At 38.2% G+C, this 6,665-nt stretch carries 8 protein-coding genes; all 8 read left to right on the top strand.

Annotated elements, in window-relative coordinates; translation table 11 throughout:
• Positions 1 to 60 precede the first annotated feature (60 nt).
• Positions 61 to 2,241 (top strand): ABC transporter permease, encoded by a 2,181-nt coding sequence (locus WMO25_RS12905; RefSeq protein WP_349085629.1) that lies wholly within the window; start codon positions 61 to 63, stop codon positions 2,239 to 2,241.
• A 144-nt stretch (positions 2,242 to 2,385) separates the two neighbouring features.
• Complete coding sequence (locus WMO25_RS12910) at positions 2,386 to 2,751, top strand: response regulator (protein WP_117989106.1); 366 nt, start codon at positions 2,386 to 2,388, stop codon at positions 2,749 to 2,751.
• 834 nt (positions 2,752 to 3,585) lie between these two features.
• On the top strand, positions 3,586 to 4,032 hold the full coding sequence (locus WMO25_RS12915; RefSeq protein ID WP_117989105.1) for an RNase A-like domain-containing protein: 447 nt from the start codon (positions 3,586 to 3,588) through the stop codon (positions 4,030 to 4,032).
• A 10-nt stretch (positions 4,033 to 4,042) separates the two neighbouring features.
• Positions 4,043 to 4,306, top strand: coding sequence for a hypothetical protein (locus tag WMO25_RS12920; protein ID WP_117500941.1), 264 nt, complete (start codon positions 4,043 to 4,045; stop codon positions 4,304 to 4,306).
• 1 nt (position 4,307) lies between these two features.
• Positions 4,308 to 5,357, top strand: coding sequence for a TRM11 family methyltransferase (locus WMO25_RS12925; RefSeq protein WP_349085631.1), 1,050 nt, complete (start codon positions 4,308 to 4,310; stop codon positions 5,355 to 5,357).
• 13 nt (positions 5,358 to 5,370) lie between these two features.
• Positions 5,371 to 5,685, top strand: coding sequence for a hypothetical protein (locus WMO25_RS12930; RefSeq protein WP_117500943.1), 315 nt, complete (start codon positions 5,371 to 5,373; stop codon positions 5,683 to 5,685).
• On the top strand, positions 5,669 to 6,298 hold the full coding sequence (locus WMO25_RS12935; protein ID WP_117500944.1) for a hypothetical protein: 630 nt from the start codon (positions 5,669 to 5,671) through the stop codon (positions 6,296 to 6,298). The genes WMO25_RS12930 and WMO25_RS12935 overlap by 17 nt, the downstream gene beginning before the upstream one ends.
• 14 nt (positions 6,299 to 6,312) lie before the next feature.
• Positions 6,313 to 6,665, top strand: a 353-nt coding sequence (locus WMO25_RS12940; RefSeq protein ID WP_349085633.1) for a hypothetical protein, incomplete at its 3' end; no start/stop codon positions are given.

Consider the following 6,665-nt stretch of genomic DNA (forward strand, 5'->3'; position numbering starts at 1 on the left):
CTAAAGTAGGGAAAATCCCTCGCTAAAAACAGGGAATTCTGACGCTTTTTTTAGGGAAAAGTGCTTGACAAAAAACACATAAGTGATGAAGATGCAACACTTATATCTTCTCGTCCAGAGGTGGCTATCCTTGCTGATTACGGTGTTTTGAATTATCGAGGTGAGCAAGATTACACTTTGTCGGGAAAAAATGTTGTAATATGCGGTAGTAGTGAAAGTCATGTTACTGAAATTTTCAATACATTGGATGAGGGTCAATTTCCCACAAACGAAAATGAAGCTTTGATAACAAATAATGCGAAAGATATGCTGGATTTGGAAATCGGAGAACAGATAGTTATTACTTTGCCAAATGGGGATGAAATGTCATACACAATTTCGGGATTTTTGAATAATGCTGCAAAACTTATGAGCGAAGACTCTTATGGTGTTTTTTTGACAACAGAGGGTTTTCGAGCTATCTACCCAAATGATATAAGCAGCAACCCAGCTGATTATACAATGCGTTATGTACAGTTTAACAATACCAGAAATATTCAGCACAGTATAGCAGAGATTAAACAACAGTTTGGTTTATCTGATGAACAAGTGTCCGAAAACACAGAATTACTTGGACTATTGGGACAGAGTAGCAATTCTTTTATGTTACAGGTGTATGCCACTGCTATTATACTATTTTTCCTTGTTTTGATTGCAGGTGTACTGATGATTACGAGTAGTATGAATAGCAATGTAGCACAGAGGACAGAATTCTTTGGAATGGTTCGTTGTATTGGAGCAACACCCAAACAGGTAATGCGATTAGTGCGCAAAGAGGCTTTGCGGTGGTGTCGTTTTGCCATTCCACTTGGTGTTGTTAGTGGTATGATATTAATCTGGGTGTTGTGTTTGATTTTACGACAACTAAGCCCAGAATTTTTTGGTGGTATGCCTATTTTTAGTATCAGTTATCCAAGTATCATTGCAGGTATTGTTTTGGGGTTACTGACCGTTCTTCTTGCTGTTCGTTCTCCGGCAAAGAAAGCCTCCAGAGTCTCTCCTTTGTCGGCGGTATCAGGAAGTGCAAATGATTTGCAACCTGTTAAACAAGCGGCGAATACCAAGTTTTTCAAAATAGATGTATCTCTCGGAATTTATCATGCCAAAGCAAGTAAAAAGAATTTTATTTTAATGGTTAGCTCCTTTTCAGTAAGTATTATTCTCTTTCTTGCCTTTTCAGTAACGATTGATTTTATGAATCATACATTGACACCATTACAGCCGTGGACTGCCGATATTTCTATTATCAGTTCAGAGGATACTTGTTCAGTAAAGGCGGATTATATCAAGGACTTACAGCAAAATCCTGCGGTAAAAAATGTCTATGGTCGGATGTTTGCTTATGATGTTCCTGTAATTGTAAATGGCGAGGAAAAAGTTGTTGACCTTATTTCCTATGAAGATATGCAATTCGATTGGTCTAAGGATTATGTCTTGTTTGGTAGCTTAGAAAGAGTACAAAGAGAAACTGATACAGGACTTATCGTTTTTGAGCCGCAAAACGAGATTGAAGTAGGTAATACCATTACCTTAAATATGAATGGCAATCAAACGGATATGGAAATTGTCGGTATGTTATCTCAATGCCCTTTTAATAATCGGCCAGAAGTTGGTAAACTTATTTGTTCTGAAGATACTTTTCGGGATCTGACAGGAGAAATGGATTATACTATCATTGATATACAATTATCTAAAAATGCAACAGAGAGTGATGTGAACGACATTCACAATATGGTAGGTTCACAGTACATTTTTTCTGATGAACGATTGGATAATAGTAATACCCGTGGAGCTTACTACTGTTTCGGGCTTTTTATTTATGGGTTTTTAGTATTGATTGCATTGATTACATTATTCAATATCATAAATAGTATAGCTATGAGTGTGGCGGCTAAAATGAAGCAGTACGGAGCTTTTAGAGCCATTGGATTAAGTAACAGGCAACTGGCTAAAATGATTGTTGCCGAAGCAACTACCTACGCAATCACAGGTACTATTTGCGGTAGCGTTTTGGGAATCGTCTGCAATAAGATTTTATTTAGCAAACTTATAGCCTATAGATGGGGTGATGCATGGAGTGTTCCTTTGGTTGAGCTTGGTATCATTATTGTCGTTGTTGTCATTGCAGTAATTTTGGCAGTAAGAAATCCCATTAGAAAAATGAAAGAAATATCTATTGTCGATACAATCAGTGCATCGTAAATGATAATCAAAATTTATCATAAGGGCGGTCAATTCTTGAATTAGAAATTGTCTGCCCTTTTATCTTACTGTATTGTAAGCTGAAATTCATCAAATTGTAAGATAAAAACAATAAAATAGATTTATCAGAATGGAGGTGGAACAATGAAGAAAATATTACTTGTAGACGATGAACATAGTTTTTTACAAATTTTAGATATGGCGTTGTCTAAATATTTTGAAACATATACTGCTACAGGAGTACGGGAAGCAATAGATATTCTTAAACAAAATACAATTGGTTTAATATGTTCTGACCTCTATATGCGTGATGGAACAGGTGTGGATTTGTTGAAAGAAGTAAAAAAAAGCCATAAAAACATTTCTTTTATTCTGCTTTCTGGAAGTGACTACAATTTGGATATAAAAATGGCAGAACATTATGGGGCTATATTTATTCCCAAAGGTGAAGTCAACCTAATAGAATCAATTATTGCCGTAGCAAATGATAACTGTAAGTCTGACAAATAAAAAAATGGTATTTGGGTGGATGAGAGTTCGTTGTATTTAATACGATAATTCACCTAAAACTGTTTTTGTTTCATCTTAGAAACTATTCATAGCAGATGATGAAGAAGATGTATTGCAATGAACAGGAAATTTCTCTGAAACGTCACAAGTTCTATAACTTAGTTTATTCTGCCAGATACTAGAGAAGGGTAGAATCCAAAGAACAGATCTACGAAGCAGTCTAGACAGAAGAAGTAGGGAATTAGGAGAATGTAGTCATGTGATGTATCAGCCGACTCTGATAGAAACTGGAGCAGAGGAGGGTTACAACACTTTCATACTGTAAAAGATGTAGGGAATAAGTTTGAATATCACTCAGAGGAGTATTTTACTCAAGGCAGTTTTAATCATTTGTAAATTGGCAGGGAGTTTTTCTTGTTATGCAACCATACTCTAAATACGATATATCGAAAATATTAGATTGACCAAAACTACATATTGTGTTACATTATAAGTGGATTAGAAATTTGTGCATGAGAATATCAAAATGCAGTAAGTAAGTTTGTTCCGGTGAAATACCGGAAGTTAAATTTAAGGCACAGCCTAATAAGGTTAAGAAAGACATAAAAATTCAGAAATGGGTTTTTATGTCTTTTTTTGCGTTTTGGGAATTTTCATGAAATATGAAGGAAGGAGGATATGCTAATCCGAATAAAAAAATGAAACATTAGAAAAGCGGATAACAGATATATTTTGGATTTTTACAGAAGAAGGGCAGAAATTCCCTTCTTATTTTATGTACTGATATCCGCTGGGGTATCGGTATCTGTATATCCGTAAGTGAAAGGAGGACGTATGGTGGATTTATTTACTGGTATCCCGGATGAACTGATTGAAAGTACATTACAGACAATACGGGAAAATCTTGACAAAGTAGGATTGTTTGGCGGGCATACACTCCGCAAACATACCGACATTCAGCTCATGGTACTGAAGAACCGACTGACGAAAGAGGATATCCGTTATGCTACTTCATACTGGGATGTAAATGTTGCGGCGGCAGTTGCAAGTGGTCTGATGCGTAAATTTTATGATTCAGATATTGTGTTTTGGCTGAAAAACAGCAGCAATGACTATATCTCATTGATCGGGCGTTTCCCTCAAACGATAGGTTATGGTTTTCGGAAAGGAGAGGATCATTTGAATGAAAATTTAAGAAAAGCATGTCTGGTTCTGGTAAAAGATCCACAAGCTGATTGGGGATTTCGGATACTGACCAGTTATCCAATGTTTGAACGATAGGAGGTGTAGTGTGAGCAAAAAAATGAAAATGACAGTTTTAATGGCAGGCCAATACGATATTGTAAACGGTTCTAAAATTGATTTCCGTTTGGATCAGGAGAAACATCTGTACATTGCAGAATGCGAGGGAAAAGCTTTCGGTCTTTTGAACCAGATAAAGAAAGGAAGCAAAAGACAACTGAAAAAGATTGGAAATGAATTTTCCGGTGTCGTATTGCGAACGGTGCCGGAACAATATCTTTTAGAAGTGTTGGTGGAAAGGAAAGTGGGATGAAGTGTATGAAAAGGAATTAAAAAGAGCAGAACGCTTATTAGAGAATGAATTTGGAACGGAATGGAAAAAGATTGTGCAGACATTAGGGGTATGGGATCTGACACATTGCATAGGACGTGATCTTACCTCATTTATTGCATATCCGGAAAGAGGCAGCGGTGGAAGTAGCAACTGGCAGGGAAATTGTTCGCCGGAAGTTATCCGTCAGATTACCCAGTATGTCAGGGAATGTCAAACACATCGGAGAAAGGAGGACTTCCTTCTCTTAGATCCAATGTGTGGTTCCGGAACCAGCGGTGACGTTGCGGCAGATTTAGGGATTCAATGTGTGCAGTATGACTTAAATCCCGAACTGCCATGTGGGCTTGGCGGATGGAACGCCCTGAAAGATGATGTGGAAGATAGTGCGGATCTTGTATTTCTTCATCCACCATATCATTCCATTATCCGGTATTCCGGTAATATGTGGGGAAAACCTCATGCTGATGATCTAAGCCGTTGCGATAACTATGCAGATTTTATTGAAAAACTCAATCATGTAATTAAGAAGTTATTTTTCAGTCTGCGTTCAGGAGGCGTACTGGCATTATTAGTCGGTGATATACGTCAAAATGGGGAGTTCCATTCTATTGCAAACGACGTAATGACAATCGGCACGATGAAATCATGGATTGTAAAAGCACAGTTCAGCTGTTCATCCAGCAGCCGGAGCTATCATAGCCGGCATCCTTTAATCCCAATCGTCACAGAACATTTGCTGCTGTTTCAGAAAGAGAATGTATTTCAGATACCGTACTCTTTTCGAAAAAGTGGCTTTTTTTATCTTCAGAAACAGGACTCAAAAGCCCTCACATGGTTTCATCTTGTGTGTGCGGTCATGGAACACTTGGGAGGTATCGTAACATTGTCCCAACTGTATGAAGAACTAAAAGACCATCCAAAGGCTGTGAATAATAAGCATTATAAGGAACGTATCCGCGCCACTCTCTATGAACACCGGAATGAGTTCCTTACAAATCACCGGGGAAGTTACTGGCTGAGTTATATGTAAGGGAGGTGCAGACATGGGGAAGTGGGATGAAAACAGCGGATATTATTGTCTGCTGATAGCAATATTCTGCGGTTTGGACGTGTATGAGTCGGTACTGATGTATAAGTATGGACCGAACCACCCACTCTGCCAGAAGATCCTCAGAAAGAAAATAAAAACAGAATATAGGGAAGACATGGACAGTGACGAGGTTGGAGAAATGATGTATCAGCTCAGAAAGGCGGGATATACATTAGAGGAAATTTCAAATGCTTTTAACTGTTATCCATCTACAGTACGAAGACGGATTGAGAAAGTGAAAGGAAAGGATAATGAAAAACAGGGATAGGATTCATCTGTATCATTCGGAAGATGATATGGACAAGAGTTCTCTGGGAGCGTATGAGCAGAAACTAAAAATGCTTTTGTATGAATGGGAAAAGGTTTACACCTATGGAGATGCTGAGAGCATGTGTACGGATGGGATCATTCTGAATAGATACCGAAAGGAAATCCTGCAGTTAAAAAGTAAGTTGAATCTTCTCGGAAGTAAATTGGTATGCGAGATTCCGGAAATAATGCCGGAGGAATACATGGCACAGGCTGATACAATCAGGACACAGGCTTTGAAAGCATTAGAAGAATATCAGGGTTCTTCTGATTACCGCTATCTGATGGCAAAACTTTTCTGTATGAGTAAAAAACAGAGAGAGCAGACAGGGGTTATGGAGATATACGGTAAAGTACATAGTCTGCTCAATGCGGTTTCAGAAGATAATTTGGTTGTAATGAGGGAACTCGGAGTACCCGGCATGTTACGGGATCAAATTCAGGAGAGTGTAAAAAAAGTCCGTTCTATTCCGCTCAGAACAACAGAGATACCAAAAAAACAGGCAGTAAAGACAGACGAGGATTGGCAGATACAGGGGCAGTTAAATATTTATGACCTTGAGCTGGCTTAGAAAGGAGGAAGGGAATGACAGATCAAAAAATGATAGCGGCAATTTTTAACGATTTTATGTCTCTTTATCGTGGAACATCACAGATTGGAATTCAGGAAATTTGTAAGAAATATGAGAATCACCGGATGCTGATGGGGCTTCTCGCTAATTTGGATGAGGCAGCAACTATTCCGGTGCCACAGGTAATGAAAGAGTGCTACGGAATCTACAAACAGTATCGTGAACGTGAAATGGAGGAAAAAGACTGGGAAGCCGTAGTGGAAGAGACTCGTGTTCTTGCAGAAAAATGGAAATCCAATAAATGGTGTGTTCGTGTTTTGATTGAACTCATGGGACTTTTGGAACATGATGACAAAGAACGGAGAAG

Source organism: Coprococcus intestinihominis (assembly GCF_040096555.1).
Classification (GTDB): Bacteria; Bacillota; Clostridia; order Lachnospirales; family Lachnospiraceae; genus Coprococcus_A; species Coprococcus_A intestinihominis.

Coding starts and splice junctions, on each gene's coding strand:
- WMO25_RS12910 (WP_117989106.1), top strand. CDS start 2,386: ATGAAGAAAATATTACTTGTAGACGATGAACATAGTTTTTTACAAATT.
- WMO25_RS12915 (WP_117989105.1), top strand. CDS start 3,586: ATGGTGGATTTATTTACTGGTATCCCGGATGAACTGATTGAAAGTACA.
- WMO25_RS12930 (WP_117500943.1), top strand. CDS start 5,371: ATGGGGAAGTGGGATGAAAACAGCGGATATTATTGTCTGCTGATAGCA.
- WMO25_RS12935 (WP_117500944.1), top strand. CDS start 5,669: ATGAAAAACAGGGATAGGATTCATCTGTATCATTCGGAAGATGATATG.